This is a genomic window from Rudanella lutea DSM 19387, assembly GCF_000383955.1.
GTDB lineage: Bacteria > Bacteroidota > Bacteroidia > Cytophagales > Spirosomataceae > Rudanella > Rudanella lutea.
Genome location: NZ_KB913013.1, coordinates 4,742,508 through 4,757,925, shown reverse-complemented (window position 1 = coordinate 4,757,925; position 15,418 = coordinate 4,742,508). Strand labels below are relative to the sequence as shown.

At 53.9% G+C, this 15,418-nt stretch carries 9 protein-coding genes and 1 tRNA gene; 2 read left to right on the top strand and 8 right to left on the bottom strand.

Features of this window, described 5'->3' with window-relative positions; translation table 11 throughout:
• Positions 1–108: 108 nt before the first annotated feature.
• The 8 genes from RUDLU_RS0119675 to RUDLU_RS0119640 form a co-directional block, all read right to left on the bottom strand.
• Positions 109–1,482: a RagB/SusD family nutrient uptake outer membrane protein gene (locus tag RUDLU_RS0119675; protein ID WP_027303220.1), complete on the bottom strand. Its 1,374-nt coding sequence runs from the start codon at positions 1,480–1,482 to the stop codon at positions 109–111.
• A gap of 31 nt (positions 1,483–1,513) precedes the next feature.
• Positions 1,514–4,501, bottom strand: a complete 2,988-nt coding sequence (locus RUDLU_RS0119670; RefSeq protein ID WP_019990138.1) for a SusC/RagA family TonB-linked outer membrane protein — start codon at positions 4,499–4,501, stop codon at positions 1,514–1,516.
• 558 nt (positions 4,502–5,059) lie between these two features.
• A complete protein-coding gene (locus tag RUDLU_RS0119665; RefSeq protein WP_019990137.1) occupies positions 5,060–5,632 on the bottom strand; it encodes a hypothetical protein in 573 nt (190 codons plus the stop codon).
• A gap of 36 nt (positions 5,633–5,668) precedes the next feature.
• Positions 5,669–7,315: a SusD/RagB family nutrient-binding outer membrane lipoprotein gene (locus tag RUDLU_RS0119660; RefSeq protein ID WP_019990136.1), complete on the bottom strand. Its 1,647-nt coding sequence runs from the start codon at positions 7,313–7,315 to the stop codon at positions 5,669–5,671.
• 54 nt (positions 7,316–7,369) lie between these two features.
• Positions 7,370–10,558 carry a SusC/RagA family TonB-linked outer membrane protein gene (locus RUDLU_RS0119655; protein WP_019990135.1) on the bottom strand — a complete coding sequence of 1,063 codons (3,189 nt, stop codon included), beginning with the start codon at positions 10,556–10,558 and terminating at the stop codon, positions 7,370–7,372.
• A gap of 369 nt (positions 10,559–10,927) precedes the next feature.
• Positions 10,928–11,695: a patatin-like phospholipase family protein gene (locus tag RUDLU_RS0119650; RefSeq protein WP_019990134.1), complete on the bottom strand. Its 768-nt coding sequence runs from the start codon at positions 11,693–11,695 to the stop codon at positions 10,928–10,930.
• A 58-nt stretch (positions 11,696–11,753) separates the two neighbouring features.
• The gene (locus RUDLU_RS0119645; RefSeq protein ID WP_019990133.1) at positions 11,754–12,623 is read right to left on the bottom strand and encodes an MBL fold metallo-hydrolase; all 870 of its coding nucleotides are present in this window, start codon (positions 12,621–12,623) and stop codon (positions 11,754–11,756) included.
• Between the two features lie 126 nt (positions 12,624–12,749).
• Positions 12,750–12,823: transfer RNA gene (locus RUDLU_RS0119640), tRNA-Ile, on the bottom strand.
• A gap of 148 nt (positions 12,824–12,971) precedes the next feature.
• Between RUDLU_RS0119640 and RUDLU_RS0119635 the strand changes: the two genes are divergently transcribed.
• Both RUDLU_RS0119635 and lpxD read left to right on the top strand, forming a co-directional pair.
• Positions 12,972–14,234 carry an HD domain-containing protein gene (locus RUDLU_RS0119635; RefSeq protein WP_019990132.1) on the top strand — a complete coding sequence of 421 codons (1,263 nt, stop codon included), beginning with the start codon at positions 12,972–12,974 and terminating at the stop codon, positions 14,232–14,234.
• Positions 14,235–14,382: 148 nt separating this feature from the next.
• The gene (gene lpxD, locus RUDLU_RS0119630) at positions 14,383–15,417 is read left to right on the top strand and encodes a UDP-3-O-(3-hydroxymyristoyl)glucosamine N-acyltransferase (protein ID WP_019990131.1); all 1,035 of its coding nucleotides are present in this window, start codon (positions 14,383–14,385) and stop codon (positions 15,415–15,417) included.
• The last annotated feature ends 1 nt before the right edge of the window (position 15,418 follow it).

Below are 15,418 nucleotides of genomic sequence, written 5' to 3'. Positions count from 1 at the left end.
AACTCCTACCCTATTGGACTAACGGCCTAAAAACAAAACTGGCGACCGGAATAATCCCGGTCGCCAGCTTCTGACGAATCGTAACCCTAAACGTATCGTAACTGCGGCTTAGTAGCCTTCATTTTGCGTGAGGGCGGGGTTCACGTCGATTTCCCGCTTCGGAATCGGGAACACCAGCGAGGGCGAGTTCCAGGCATAATTACCTGTGCTCTGCCGCAGACGCTTCAGATCATGAATCCGCAGACCTTCAAAAGCCAGTTCGAACTGACGCTCCTGCAATACGTTGGCGAGCGTCGGGGTGGCAATGGGTGCCAGACCCGCGCGGGTACGCACGGCGTTCAGATCGGCGGCTGGGCTTGCCCCTACGGCCGAGTTCAGGCGCAGGTTACACTCCGCCCGCACCAGCAACATCTCGGCCAGACGAATAATGGGGATATTGGCCCCAAAATCGGTAAACTTAGCCGTGTAATAGCGGTTGGTTCCTTTGAAACCGATGTAGAACAGTTCGTTCCGGCGGGCGTCGGTAGCTGCGTATGAATTAACAAACGCATTGTTTACCTGTACATCGCCCCGACCTACCGCCGATCCGTCAACCGGAAGGCTGGCATAGAACGTCGTCAGACCATCGTTGCTGGTACCCGCGTTGTTCTGGTCGTTTTGCTGGAGTTCAAAAATACTCTCGCTCGTATTCCGGTTCCGGAACACCGCCGATACACCGGGGTTCAGCCGGTAGCTACCCGACGCAATCACCTGGTTGGCAGCATCAAGCGCCTTGGCGTAGTCGCCCTGTTGCAGGTACACCCGCGACAGGAACGCCAGCACTGCGAACTTGTCGGCCCGAGTTCCGTTATCGTTGGGCAGTAACCCGACAGCCTTGGTCAGGTCGTCGATCACCTGCGCGTAGGTCTGCGCCACCGTCGAGCGCGGTACCTGCGTATTGGCCTGATCGACAGTGTTTGAAGGCGTCAGCACCAGCGGCAAACCCGGATGGCTGTTACCCGTTGTAGCACCCCAGGGCAGGGCGTAGTAACGCACCAGCTCAAACAACACGATACCCCGGATAAACCGAGCTTCACCCTCAATCCGCTTACGGGTGGCTTCGTTTGTCGACTTACTCAGGTTGGCCAGTACGTTGTTCACGGTGCTGATGGCCTGATAGCCTGTGAGCCAGGTACGACCTGCTTCGGCATTGGCAAACGTCATTGTTTTGTTGGCCACCTCGCGGAAGCTTACAAACGTACCCCGCCAGGTAATGTAGCCCTCGCTACCCTGAAGCTCGGCCAGCAGGTTGAAGTTGGTACCAAACAGGGCACCGCTACCCAGTTGACCATACGCCCCAATAATGGCGCTTTGCAGGTCTTGCTCGGTGCTAAGCGCCTGAGCCGCATCGATGCTCTGCTGCGGCTGAATGTCGAGCCGTTCGTCGCAGGCAGTAAGGCCCAGCATCAGAGCGGTACAGATATATACGAATGTTTTTTTCATGGCTTAAATGTCTGTCTTAATCAGCTCTGGCCTAAAACCCGATGTTGATACCAAACGTGATGGTCCGCTGCTGCGGTGGGGTGTAGAAATCGTGGCCCAGCGTCACGTTGGCGTTCTGGTTCGACGTGGCTGAGTACTGCGTGTTTACCTCCGGATCATACCCCGTGTATTTGGTAAACGTGAACAGGTTGAGACCCGACACATACACCCGCGCCGACTGCATCGACACTTTCCGGAGCAACGACGATGGGATGGTGTACCCCAGCGATGCCGTTTTCACGCGCACAAACGTACCGTCCTGTACCCAGCGCGACGATACCCCGGCCCCGTTGCCCTCGTACAAACGAGCCTGGGGTACCATGGTAATGTCGCCGGGCTTTTGCCAGCGGTTCATCTGATCGACAGTCTGGTTGTCGAAGTAATCGCCATTAACCGACTGGAAGAAACCAGCCACGTTGTACAGATCATTGCCAAACACACCCTGAAGCAGTACGCTCAGATCAAAGCCTTTGTACGAGAAATTGTTGGTCAAACCCGCAATAAAATCCGGGTTTGGGTCGCCCACTTTCATGTTTGGGGCAGCTGCGTAATTGTTGGTTGGCTTGCCGTCGGCACCTTCGTAGATCGCATCGCCCGTTTGTGGGTCAGCACCGAGGAACTTCTTGCCGTAGAAATAGCCCAGAGGCTCACCCACGGCTACCCGACCCAGAAAACGTGAACCCGGCTCAATAGGCTGACCATTCAACTGCGTTACCTTGTTGCGGTTTACAGCAATGTTGAAGTTGGTCGACCAGCGGAAGGCCTTGGTGGTATTTTGCGACGTGATGCTGAACTCGACACCCCGGTTGCGGAGGCTACCCACGTTTTGAGCGATGGTCGTGTAGCCACTGATGCCCGGCAGTGGCCGGTTCAGAAGCAGGTCGCGGGTGTCTTTGTTATAGAAATCAATCTGACCGTTGATGCGGTTGCGCAACAAACCAAACTCAAGCCCTACGTCGAACTGAGCCGTGGTTTCCCAACCCAGCTGGGGGTTAGCCAGTTGCGAGGGGATGATACCCGCCTGATCGGCGTAGAATACGGCTGAGTACAGCCCGCGTGAGGCAAAGTTGCCAATTTCGGAGTTACCCGTCAGACCATAGCTGGCCCGCAGCTTGAGCAGGCTGATGGTCGTATTGTTTTGCAGGAAGGACTCTTCGTTGATAATCCAGCCCGCTGATACCGATGGGAACACCCCGTAGCGGTTTTCGGCCCCGAAACGGCTGCTACCGTCGACACGACCCGACACACCCAGCAGATACCGATCCCGGAAACGGTAGTTGACCCGGGCAATGTACGACAGAATGCTGTAGCCCGTTTGGGTTGAGCTACCGCCAATAATCCGGGCCGCGCTGGCCAGCTTCGTGAACTGATCGTTGGGGAAGCCCCGACCCGTAGCGTTTACGTTCTGAATGTCGCTTTCCTGGTACGTGATACCCGCCAACGCGTCGATGGCGTGGTCGCCAAACGAGTTGTTGTAATTCAGTGTGTTGTTGGTTGTCCAGTTGATGTTGCGCAGCTGGTTCTGGTAGCCATAACCCGTGGGGGCACCGTCTTCGGTCCGGCGGGTGCGGTAAATTTCCTCCTGCAAGTTCAGCAGGTCATACCCAAACTCAGTCCGGAAGTTAAGCCCTTTGGCCAAACGCAGGGTTCCGTTCAGGTTACCGAATGAGCGGTAGCTGGTAGCCCGGTTAAAGGCGTCGGTCACTTCGATCAGCGCATTGTAGTACAGCGTCCGGCGGTTCAGTTCGCCCGTGGCGGGGTCGAAAGCAGGCTGTAAGGGCGGCAGGGCGTTCAACTGTACGGGGTTCGAGAACGCGTTATCGTCGGCGGTCTTATTATTGATCGAACGCGAAATAGCAAAGCTTGCCCCTAGCGACAGGCGGTCGCTTACCGTGTGGTCGAGGTTCAGACGGATGTTGTTCCGGCCGAAGTCGTTCGCCTTGATCATACCGATCTGCCGGTTGGTAGCGCCACTCAGGTAGAAACGGGTTTTCTCAGTACCTCCACTCAGGTTAAAGTTGAACTGGTTGACCGAGCCCTGCCGGAAAGCAGCTTCTGACCAACGCTCGTCGGTAGTCGATGTGATGTCGATACCAGCACCGTCAAACTCTTCGGCTGGGTCGTAACCCATGTTGGTAGCAGCCTCGCTGAACAGTTCAATGTACTGCTCACGGTTGAGAAACTGACGCAGGTTGGTAGCCTCGGAAATGCCGGTATAAAAACCCACATTGACATTGGTGCGACCCGCCCGACCTTTTTTGGTAGTGATCAGAACGACCCCGTTGCTCGCCCGCGAACCATAAATAGCTGATGCTGAAGCATCTTTCAGGATGTCGATGCTTTCAATATCGTTCGGGTCAATATCGGCCAGAGGGCTGTATGGCTCGGTTGTCGAGGTGCTTCCGTCCTGCGACGTAATGGGGATACCATCTACCACGTACAGAGGATCGTTACCCGCCGAAATTGACGCGGCACCCCGCACCCGAATTTGTAGACCAGCCCCCAGTTTACCGCTGCTTTGAGTCACCTGTACACCCGGTGCCCGGCCGGCCAGTGCCTGCTCAAAGGTTTGTACGGGTACGTTGTTCAGGTCGGCCGCTTTGATCGAGGCAATAGAGCCTTTCACGTCGCGGGCCTGTTGCGTACCGTAACCCACCACCACCACTTCGTTGAGCGAACGGGCATCGTTCGACAACCGAACGTCGATTTGGGAACGGGTGCCAATCGTAATCTCCTGGCTGGTGGTCCCGACAAAGCTGAACACCAGCGTTGTGCCGGTATTGGGCACCTGAATGGTGTAGTTACCCTGGGCGTCGGTTTGGGTGCCCCGCGTCGTGCCTTTCACGAGTACGGTTGCCCCCGGAATCGGAGCGCCATCGGCAGCATCGGTAACTTTACCGGTTACCCGCCGGTCTTGAGCATATGCAGGGCTCTGCGATAGTCCCCACAATGCCAGAAAGACAAATAAAAAGTGTCTCATGGATAATTAGTTATATTGATTGTTTGTATTTACTTGACAGGCCGCAAAATTATTTCTTTACCATTTCTTAATACAGATTGTTTGCAAAACTTTATAGACTTTCTGCATTTAAGGCAATTCGTGTAATTCTACTTAATGCCTGTAACTCCCCCAAAAGACGCGTCCAAGAGGTTCCTGTTGCACTTGGCCAACTAATTCAGGTCACTCGTCTGCTTGCAATCACCCATTGCCGCCGTACGTTTCGGATCAATCACTTCTATCAACCTCTTTGAAGCCTTATAGTTACAGCCTCCGTCTTACTTTAGGGCTACCCCAAACCCAGACGACCCAATCGGCATACCGTTTCAACCGACAGCAAGTCACCGTTAGTCTAATTAACGATTCGTTTACTAAGGATAATTACACAAAAATTTCATTACAGTTTACAGCTCATTTTCGATCAGACTATTTCCTATCTGTTGACTACCTATCCCAACACATACAGCTGATAAAACAAAAGAACCTATCAGGCAGCCGCGCGGGCTACCCGATAGGTTCTGAAAACGAATCCCGCGCAGATTACTGCACGATATTCAGGCGGTAAAAGAACGGTGAGCTGTAAAAAGCCCCACCCGTGATGTTTGCCCCGGTGTTGGCCGCGGTAAACTGCTTGCCATTAGTCAGCTTCATCACAGCCGTAATTTCGAACCGGTCACCGGCTGCTACATCGGCCGCTGTCAGCTTGGTTGCCGTCAGTGCTTCGGCACCTGTCACGGTGATGGTAGCGCGTGGGTAGCCGGTTGTGGGATCTTTGGCATAAGCCGAGGCCGGAATCGAGCGCAGGGGAGCATAGGTAGTTGTTTTGCTCGCATTGGCCCCTACGCCCACAAACCGAATCGACAAGTCGTACGAGGCAAATAATGCGCCCATATCGGGGGTCACAGCCTCAGCCACAAGCTGCATCCGGGTGCCGCCCATGTTGGCTTTGCTGACGCTAAACGTCGATGCAGCTACCGGAAAGGGAGTCACGGTTCGCATGTACCCACCCTGCTCCAGGCTAAACTCATCAATGCGTTCGATCATTTCGGTCTTGCAAGAGGTGGCCACAGCCATCACCAGCAGCATTACCCAAAACGTATGGATGTATTTCATGTTCTTTTGATTCAAAGTTGACGTTTTCAGTACGGATTACTTCACAAAACCAGCCGGGTTGTTGTCCCAGAAAACGGGCACCGTTACGTTCGGCTTTTGTTTGGCGTTTGAGTTCCGGGTGATAAACGAAGTTGGGTAGTAGTATGACCGTACAAACTGACCGGGGTTGGGGTCGAGGGCAGGCTGCTGATTAGCCGGCTTACCGGTACGCCGATAAAGGTTGTACGACTCAACACCGTTGCCGTACAGGGCCAGCCAGTATTCGGTAGCAATGATGTTCAGGCGGGCATCGTCGGTAGTAGCCGCATCGTAGTCGGCCAATACCTTGTTTACGTAACGCGTCACCTGATCGGCCCACACAATTTTCTGGTCGGTTTCGAAGGTGCTGATTTTACCAGCCTCCGTTGAGCCCATCGCCAGAGCCCGTACATCGGCCATCGACTTTTCGATAGCCGAGCGCAGCAAGGCGCGGGGCGAGCCCGAGGTACCGAGCGTCAGAGCCGATTCGGCCAGCATAAAGTCAACAAACGAGCGCATCATGATCGGATGAATACCCGCGCCACCGGCACCAGCACCTAATGATACGGGACGCCCGGCATCGTTATCGAACAAACCACCTGCGGGATACAAACCCCAGGCCGTACGGCGCAAACCATCTGGTGGAATACCCTCGTTGCTGAGGTGATCGCGGCCCCAGTAACCAATCATGGTGGGCAGACAGAACACATCATTCGGGCCGTAATGAGCCGGTTTCTGGTTGGTAATGCACCGGAGTTCGTTCACATCAGCCGTGTTGCGGGTCACCTGCCGGTAGAAGTAGTACCGGATGCGTGGGTCGGGGAACCCTTTGCTGTCGTGCATCACGCCCATGTACGAGTTCGACTGGTAGTCGCCACCACCCGTGGGCGAGTACTGCCCGGCATAACGCGGGTGGCGCGTGTCGGGGTTGGTCAGGTTGGAACCAAACTTGAACGAGAAGTTCTGAGCAGCCGTGCTGATGAGCTTATCGCCGGTGATGAGGGCGTTGATGGCCGAGGTTGTCCCCGCCTTATCAATGAGCCGACGGTTTAGCAGCATTTTCAGCTTGATCGTGTTAGCCACCCGAATCCAGCTGTCAGGCGTACCGCCGTAGAACAGATCGCCGGTTGCACCACCTTTCGAGGTTGCGCTAAAATTCTTGATAGCTTCATCCAGATCAGCGAGGGCTGCGGTGTAAATAGCGGCTCCTCCGTCGATTTTAGGGTTGAAGTTCTCAGAGTTAAGAGCCTCTGTGTACGGTATATCACCGAAGGCGTCCACCATGTTGGCCAGCGCCGAGGCCCGTAGGGTACGGGCAATACCGGCATGTACAAACAGTTCGGCTTTTTCGGCCAACGGAATCAGGGCTTTCACGTCGTTCAGGAGTCCCGCGTAGGCAGTCGTCCAGGTTCCGTCGTTGCTAATGGGCGTTACAGCGTTATCATAGATAGCCGCACCCTGATTAAGCATCCGGGTCAGGCGCATACCGGGGTCACTGAGTTGATTAAAATGCCCGGCATACGTCAACTCAACCTGACTGAGCAGGTAATTAATATCGGTGTTTGCGGCCGTTACAGCATTGGGGTTGTCGAGCAGGTCCAGTTCGCACGAACTAATGAGCACCGTACACAACGCCAGCACAAACAGTTTTATGGATTTGATCATCGTTTGCAATGATTTTTAAGTCTGTTAATTAGGTTTCTTCCCAACAGGTATTGGTTAGAACGTCAGTTTAAGCGTACCGCCCAACCGGCGTGCGCTTGGCCCCGTCAGGAACTCGAAACCGAGGCCGTTGCCTACCCCCAGACCGAGGTTATCCGTATCGAAGTTGAGGCCCGGAGGGAAGTGCAGTGCCCGATACCAGAGGTTGTTACCAGTCAGGGCAATCGAAGCACCTTTGATACCCAGCTTACCGATGAGCGTTTTAGGCAGCTGATAGGCCAGCGACACTTCCTGCAAACGGATGGTTGATCCATCGTAAATGCGGCCTTCGTCACCGAAGAAATAGAGGTTGTTAAAGCCTACGTCAGACGCCGTAACCTGAATATCGTTGGGCTGACCGTCGGCTTTCACGCCGGGGAAGATAAACGTTTGGGCGCGGTCATAACCTGCTTTCAGGCCCGTGTCGTACGTCAGACCCCGACCCATCAGGGCACCGGCCGTTGATGAGTACATAGCTCCGCCATGCCGGTACGACCACATCATGCTGAACGACAATCCTTTGTAGCTCAGCTCATTGATCAGGCTCGTAGTAAAGGCCGGGTTCGGATCACCCAGTACAATCGGAGTAGTGGTGGTTTGCAGATACCCCTGTCCGTCGATCAGGAATTGTCCCTGATCGTTCCGGCGGTAACCCGTCCCTTTGATAATGTTGAACGGCTTGCCCACCACAGCGAAGTTACCCAGGCCGGCAAAACCCGTGATCTGCACTTCCTGTAACGTGCCGCCGAGGTCCATTACGAGTGGTTCGTTGCGGCTGAACACACCGGTTGCATCCCAGCTGAATGCACCTCTGCGCACGAGATTGGCCGTCAGGTTCAGCTCGATACCCTGATTCCGAATTTTACCGATGTTGATGGTGGTACCGGTGAAGCCCGTAGCCGCATCGAGCGGAGCGTTGGTAATCAGGTTGCGCGTAATCCGGCGGTACAGGGTCAGGTCAACACTTACCCGGTTATTGAGGAACTTCCCTTCAGCACCCAACTCATACTCGGTGTGCAACTCGGGCTTCAGGTTGGGGTTACCCAGGGTGTTGTCGACCGAGTGTGTTTGTACAGGCGCCCCGGCGGCATTGAGCCAGCCCCGTGCATTCTGCGCCAGAATGTTACGCGTGTTGTAGGGGCTCGGGAAACCAGCCGAGGTACCCACACCCGCCCGCAGTTTGAGGAAGTTCATGAATCCCGACGACAACCCGTTGAAGGCCGTAGTGGGCACGAACGAAATACTGCCTGAAGGATAGAAAATCCGGCGGTTAGCCTTCTCCACGGTCGAGGTCCAGTCGTTTCGGCCAGCGAAGTTCAAAAACAGGTAGTTGTTGAAATCGGCCGTAACCTCTCCGAAAACACCCATCCGGGTCTGCTCTTCGGTACGATTAAACGAGACGTTATCAATGAAGTTGTTGTGCCGGAATAGGTTACGGGCCAGTTGGTTCTGGCTGTTCATATTGAATACGCTCAGCCGGTCATTCCGCAGGTTACCGCCCACTTTAGCCGACACGCTCAGCTTCTCAGTCAGCGCTTTGCTGTACGACAGGATGGCGGTATTGTCCCAAATGGTATTCTTGAAATTAACCGTGTTGTACAGACCATTTACCAACTGAACGCCCCCTTTGTTGATCATGAAATCCTGGGTCTCGTCGTAGGTATCCAGACCAGTTTTAAACAACAGCGTCAGGTCATTACCGAAATCGTACGTAGCCGTGTTAGAGGCAAAAATCCGGTTTACCACGCCCGTCGTTTTGTAGTTGGCCAACACCCAGCGGGGGTTCGGAATATCGTTACCGCTCCGGAAGTACACCGAGCTGCCATCTACCGGGTTCTCATAAGGCCATCCCATCAGGTCGACCTGCCGAGGGGTGTACATCACGTTGGCCAGCACCGAGGGGAAATCGTTGGCGTTGTTACCTGTTCCTGAGCTAAGCGGTGGCGAAAACTGATCCGTATTAACAAAGTTGATCGATGTTTGCATGGTGAGCCGCTTGCTCATTTGGGCATTCAGACCCAAACCGAGGTTCAAACGCTTCAGGCCATTCTCGGGAATATAGCCCTGCTCATTGTTATACCCCACCGACACGTTGTAGCTCACCTTCTCGCCACCGCCCGAAATGTTCAGGCCCGTGTTGGAGATGTTGCCGGTACGGAAAAAGTCGCTTACGTTGTTGGGGAACACCTGCATCGTGTACGGGCTCACCGAGGCCACATACGGAGCCATAGCCGCCCGCGTAGCCGCTACTGACAAAAACGCGTATGGGTGGTTGGTGAGAGCCGTATTGGTGTTCTGCGATGGGTACGTACGGGCTTCATCGAGCGTAGGGCCCCAGTTACTGAAGAAATAACCGAGGTTTTGCTGGAAACCACCTACGTAGTCGTTCTGATACTTGGGCAGGTGCGCCGTGTTGGTAAAGAACGACTGCGTTACCGTAAATTCGGTTTTGCGGGCCTTCTTGCTACCATTCTTGGTTGTCACCAGAATTACCCCGTTCCGGCCCTGATCACCATAAGTTACCGTAGCCGCCAGACCCTTCAGTACCGTGATATTTTCGATGTTGTTGGGGTCGAGGTCCAGAAACCGGCTCGACGAGGTCTGTCCACCGCTGGTAAAACCACCCCGCGTGTTGGTGCTTGAGTTGAACGGAACCCCATCCACCACAAACAGAGGTTGCACCGAACCCGTAATCGACGAGTAGCCGCGAATGGTAATGTTGGTACCCGTACCCGACACCCCCGACGTTGCCGTGATGTTCACACCCGGTACTTTACCTTGCAGAACCCGACCTACGTCGGCCTGTGGCCGGTCTTCAATAGATTTTTTATCGACGGCATTCACGGCATAACCGAGTGCCCGCTTCTCCCGAACAAGGCCCTGCGCCGTTACAACCACTTCGCCAAGCTCCTTGCTGTCGGAAACGAGTTTGATATCAATTTTGGTCTGATTACCCACCTCGACTTCCTGCGAGGCAGAGCCCACGAAGCTAAAGACAAGCCGCCCGCCCTTCTGAGGAACACTAATTGAATAATTCCCCGAAGCGTCGGTATTCGACCCTTTTGTGGAGCCTTTCAAAACGACCGATACCCCCGGCATCGGCGCCCCGTCGTCGGCCGAAATGACCTGACCGGTGACGATTCTCTCCTGAGCCCAGGCCCAGAGTGAGCATAACACCAGTAGGCTCACCAGTAGAGTTTTCCTCATAAGAACAGTTTGTTTGAGATTGAAGAATACAAGTAGAATTCCTGCAAAAATAGGCGCAGACAGATACAATGCAATATTTTGGCCGATCAAAAAACTTACCTAATTATATTTTAATAATTAACCATTTCCCAAATTTTATTTTACTATATACACATTATAACCAAGAATTATTAAATTTTCTTATAGTAAAATTACTCATTCTAATAAGTTACTTTAAACGACGAATATCGCTCAAAAATTCAAGCTGATTGTACTATTCTCATAATGACTAACCCTTCATACCAGAACGAGTCATTTTACTTCGTATAGACGTTTACTTCGTGCAAGCACACACCAACAAAAAACCCAGCTTCTGTGCTGGGTTTTTTATTAGGCTAAAGCCTGCATCTGTTTCTCGATTTGACGAGCCATTCCTTTAGTATGTTGGTAGCCGATGCGAAACAATTCGCGGGCCCGTTTAATATCGGACAAGCCGTAATTGGCTAACTCGGGCGGCTCAATCAAGACATTGCACTTGGCAAACCGTTCTTTGGTTTTGCTCTGCACCGCCAGAATCAGGCTGCGCTCAATTACTCCGCGCATAGATGTAATGGGCTTGGTCAGCCCAAACGGGTTACAGTGCGAGCCCAGCACGATGTCGACCTTATTTTCGATCAGTTCGACCGGCAGATTGTTTAGCACACCGCCGTCTACATACTGCCGCTTATTAATCAACATCGGTTCGAAAATGCCCGGCAAACAGCACGAAGCCAATACCGGCCGGATCAGCTCGCCCGACTCAAACACGTCGAGATCACCCTCGTTCAGATCAACAGCTGCCACGTGCAACGGAATCTGTAAACGCTCGAACCGGTCGTGCGGCAAATGCTGCCGGTAAAGATCAATCGCGGTATCAATCCGAAGCAGGCCCATCCGATTCCAGGCGGGTCGCAGATACTTCGTAAACGACGACGACTCGATAATTTTCAGGCTTTCCTCGGGCGTATAGCCATTGGCAAACAAGGCCCCGGCAATGGCCCCCGCACTGGTACCGGCAATCCGACTAATGGTAATCCCCTGTTCATTGAGGGCTTTCATAACACCCAGATGGGCGATGCCACGGGCTCCCCCACCCGACAAAACCAGACCTATCTCCATAGACGAATCGTGAATGAGTAGTTCGTTGCGCTCCGCTCCAATACCTGAGCCCGACTGCTCACCCTATAAACGCCGAGAGGGGCCCTTTGTCTTTAATCCGTACGCCTTTTTCGGTCTGTTCTACAGTGGCCGCTTCGGTCACGGGGTCGTGCTCAAACATCAGCACCCAATTTTCGGCCGCAGCCTGGGTAAGCACCCGCGCTTTTTCGTCCATCGTGAGCAGAGGCCGTACATCATAACTCATTACGTAGGGTAAGGGCACGTGCCCTGCCGACGGTATCAGGTCGGCGCAGTACAGCACCGTCTGGTTACCCACCGTGAGCTTGGGCAGGGCCATTTTTTCGGTATGCCCGTCTACGCATACCAGATCCATGCCGGGCAGGGTGAGCCCGCCCTCATCGAGAAACCGGAGTTGCCCACTTTCTTCGAGCGGCAAGATGTTCTCTTTCAGAAATGACGCTTTCTCACGGGGATTGGGGTGCGTAGCCCACTGCCAATGGGCGCTGTGAGTCCAGTAGGTGGCCTTGGTAAACGTGGGCTCCAAGCGCCCGCCCACGCGCCGGATGGCTCCACCTACATGGTCGAAGTGCAGGTGCGTGAGCAGTACATCGGTAATATCGGTTTCTGAATAGCCCGCCCGCCGAATCGACGCAATCAGTTCGGCCTTATCGGGACCGTCGCCGTGATGGGGCTCGTAATGCCCGAAGAATTTGTCATCCTGCTTATCGCCCAGCCCTGTATCAACCAGCACCAGCCGGGGGCGTCCGTCGGCATCGGTTGTTTCCAGGAGTAGGCAGCGCATCGCCCAGGTACAGCGGTTTTGAGCGTCGGCCGGATTGAGTTTATTCCAGAGTGGTTTCGGCACAACGCCGAACATAGCTCCCCCGTCGAGTTTGAAGAAGCCGGTATCAATGGTTTTGAGAGTCATTTTTCGTTTGTCGATTCAATTGAGGCCGAGCGCGTGTGGGCGTCGGCCTGTGCGTGATGCCCGGCGATTTACGACGGATGCCTTAAAAAAACAAACCCCCACCTGCCAATGGCAAATGGGGGTTTGTGGGCCAGCCAGGACTCGAACCTGGGACTTACTGATTATGAGTCAGGCACTCTAACCGACTGAGTTACAAGCCCATACAGACAAAGCGCTGCTTTTCCGTATGGCAAATATACAACGATAAACCCCGGTTTGCAAGAGGTACGGCCCCGGTTCGAGCCGACGAGCCCCAAAACATTCTGCCCGTAATCTGTTATCTTTGATAAAAATCAGTTGCTCCTCGCTTTGGCCTCCGTCAACAAAAAGAAAATTCTGAACGACCCCGTCTACGGGTTCATTACGATTCCCTCCGAACTGCTTTACGACCTGGTCGAGCACCCGTATTTCCAACGGCTTCGGCGCATCAAGCAACTGGGTATGTCGGAGTACGTGTATCCCGGTGCGCTGCACACGCGGTTTCATCACGCCCTCGGCGCCATGCATCTGATGGGGCAGGCTATTCAGACACTGCGGGGGAAGGGTCACGCCATCAGCGACGAGGAATGCGAGGCTGCGCAAATTGCCATTCTGCTGCACGACGTGGGTCACGGCCCCTTTTCGCATGTGCTGGAGTCCTGTTTTTTGCAGGATGTACCCCACGAAGAGGTTTCGCTCCTGCTCATGCACGACCTCAACCGACAGTTTGGCGGTCGGCTTTCGACCGCCATTCGGATGTTTGAGGGCACCTACGAACGGCCATTTTTCCACCAGCTGGTTTCGAGTCAGCTCGACATGGACCGGATGGACTACCTCAACCGCGACAGTTTTTACACGGGTGTCGCCGAAGGCACTATCGGGGCCGATCGGATCATTAAAATGCTCGATTTGGTCGACGATCAACTGGCGGTAGAGGCCAAAGGGATTCTGAGCATCGAAAACTTCCTGAACTCGCGCCGGATTATGTACTGGCAGGTGTATCTGCACAAAACGTCGATCTGCGTGGAGTCGATGCTGGTTCAGGTGTTGCGCCGGGCGCGGTTTCTGGTCCATCAGTACGGGGCCGATACCCTGTTTGCATCGCCCGCGTTTCGGCTTTTTCTGGAAAACGACATCAGCATTGTCGAGTTCAAAACGGAACCCCGGTACCTGAAAGCTTTCACTGAGCTGGACGATTTCGACGTGTGGGCCTGCATTAAGCTCTGGAGTAAACACACAGACCGGGTACTATCGAGCATTTGCCAAATGCTCCTCAACCGGCATTTGTACAAGATTATTCACGCAACCGAACCGTTCGATGCCGCTTTGGTAGGCGAAATTGAAACACAACTACGGCAGCGCGGTATTACCGACGACGAAATGTCCTATTTTCTGGTAGAAGGACAGGCAACCAATGCGGCTTATTTGCCCTCGGGCGACAAAATTAACATCAAACTGAAGTCGGGGCAGGTAATCGACATTGCCGACGCGTCGGACTTACCAAATATCAAGGCGTTAACGCACATTGTTCGGCGGCATTACATCTGCTGGGCTCGAAATTTAAGCCTGCCCGTTGCCGAAGTTGCCCTGTAAAATGACACCCCTCCGGGGCCGGACTATGGCGTTCCGGGTAATTTATTGAAATAATCGGACAAATAACCGAATAGTCCTATTTGTTGGCTACCTTAGCGCCCGAAAAATCGCCCGTTCGCGGGTCTCTATTTAGCGCTACCAATCTTGTATGGAGTTTACTGTCAGGCAAATTGCGGCCCTGATCAATGGCAAAGTACAGGGCAACGATGCCCTGCCAATCAACCAGTTAGCCAAAATAGAAGAAGGCCAACCAGGTAGCATTTCCTTTTTATCCAACCTGAAGTACGAGCCTTACTTGTACACGACGCAGGCTTCGGCCGTGATTGTCGACGGGTCCTTTGAGCCTAAGAAACCAGTAGCGGCTACGCTTATTTTTGTAGAAAACTCCTATTCGGCCTTTACCCGATTGCTCGAAGAGTACCACCGGCAGATGTCGTTTGCCCGCGTGGGCGTGGAGCAACCCAGTTACCTTGCCGAGAACAGCACCGTTGGCGAACAGGTGTACCGGGGCGCTTTCTCGTACATTGGCCGCAACTGCCGCATCGGCAACAACGTAAAGATTTACCCGCATGTGTTTATCGGCGACAACGTTCAGATTGGCGATAACACCATTCTGCACCCCGGCGTACGGGTACTCGAAAATTGTGTAGTTGGCAGTCACTGCACTCTACACCCCAACGCCGTAATCGGTAGCGACGGGTTCGGATTTGCCCCACAGCCCGACGGTACGTACAAAACGATTCCGCAACTGGGCAACGTGATTCTGGAAGATTATGTAAGTGTAGGCGCCAACACCACCATCGACTGTGCTACCATGGGCTCAACGATTATCCGTCGCGGAGCCAAGCTCGACAACCTGATTCAGATTGGCCACAATGTAGAAATTGGAGCCAACACCGTGATTGCCGCGCAAACCGGCATTTCGGGCTCCACCAAAATTGGGGCCAACTGCACCATTGGCGGGCAGGCAGGTATTGGTGGGCACATCAGCATTGCCGACCATACGCGCATTGGCGCTCAGTCGGGAGTCGGCAAAAGCATTAAGGAGCCGGGGCAGGCCATCAACGGTACGCCCTCGCAGGATCTCAAAGAAAGTTTAAAGTCGCAGGTGCTCATTCGGCAGCTCCCGCAACTGGAAAAACGCATTTCGGCTTTAGAAAAAAAGGGGATTGGTGACCAATAAC

Bases quoted from the DNA above. Each gene is read 5' to 3' on its own strand.
- RUDLU_RS0119675 (WP_027303220.1), bottom strand. From the start codon at position 1,482: ATGAAAAAAACATTCGTATATATCTGTACCGCTCTGATGCTGGGCCTT.
- RUDLU_RS0119650 (WP_019990134.1), bottom strand. From the start codon at position 11,695: ATGGAGATAGGTCTGGTTTTGTCGGGTGGGGGAGCCCGTGGCATCGCC.
- RUDLU_RS0119655 (WP_019990135.1), bottom strand. From the start codon at position 10,558: ATGAGGAAAACTCTACTGGTGAGCCTACTGGTGTTATGCTCACTCTGG.
- lpxD (WP_019990131.1), top strand. From the start codon at position 14,383: ATGGAGTTTACTGTCAGGCAAATTGCGGCCCTGATCAATGGCAAAGTA.
- RUDLU_RS0119670 (WP_019990138.1), bottom strand. From the start codon at position 4,501: ATGAGACACTTTTTATTTGTCTTTCTGGCATTGTGGGGACTATCGCAG.
- RUDLU_RS0119645 (WP_019990133.1), bottom strand. From the start codon at position 12,623: ATGACTCTCAAAACCATTGATACCGGCTTCTTCAAACTCGACGGGGGA.
- RUDLU_RS0119665 (WP_019990137.1), bottom strand. From the start codon at position 5,632: ATGAAATACATCCATACGTTTTGGGTAATGCTGCTGGTGATGGCTGTG.
- RUDLU_RS0119660 (WP_019990136.1), bottom strand. From the start codon at position 7,315: ATGATCAAATCCATAAAACTGTTTGTGCTGGCGTTGTGTACGGTGCTC.